Consider the following 649-nt stretch of genomic DNA (forward strand, 5'->3'; position numbering starts at 1 on the left):
TCCCCAGCCAAGGCCCGGTGGCTCACTTGGTCATTGATGCCACCGGCCTCAAGGTCTATGGCGAAGGCGAATGGAAAATTCGCAAACACGGCAAGGAGAAGCGACGAGTGTGGCGCAAGCTCCACTTGGCGGTGGATGCCACAACCCATGCGGTCATCGCTGCCGAAGTCAGCCTGGAGACGGTGGCGGATAACGAGGTGTTACCGACGTTGCTCAACCCCTTACGACGCAAGATAAAACAGGTCAGCGCCGATGGTGCGTATGACACCAAGGCCTGTCATGCGCTACTGAAGAAGAAGGGGGCGAAAGCCACCATACCGCCGAGAAAAAATGCGGCACCGTGGGAGGAAGGCCATCCCCGCAACGAGGCGGTGACGGCGCTCAAGGCCGGTGAACTGAAGCAATGGAAGAAAGACTCCGGCTATCACCAGCGCTCGATAGCCGAGACCGCCATGTACCGGTTCAAGCAACTCATCGGGCCAACGCTGAGCCTGCGGAACTACAACGCCCAGGTGGGCGAAATCCTGGCTGGCGTGAAGGTGATGAACAAGCTGATAGGGCTTGGTATGCCTGTTCGCCAGCCAGTGAATTGAGTGGTATCAACGGGTTGGGGAACGGCCATCCAGCGACGGATTTGATCAACAACGCC

At 58.6% G+C, this 649-nt stretch carries 1 protein-coding gene; it reads left to right on the plus strand.

Translation table 11 applies throughout. From position 1 onward, the window contains the following. Positions 1-593: IS5 family transposase (locus PG887_RS22575; protein WP_270822972.1), on the plus strand; the 593-nt coding region annotated here is incomplete at its 5' end. Positions 594-649: the final 56 nt, after the last annotated feature.

This window comes from Aeromonas sp. QDB14 (genome assembly GCF_027707845.1).
GTDB classification, from domain to species: Bacteria; Pseudomonadota; Gammaproteobacteria; order Enterobacterales; family Aeromonadaceae; genus Aeromonas; species Aeromonas caviae.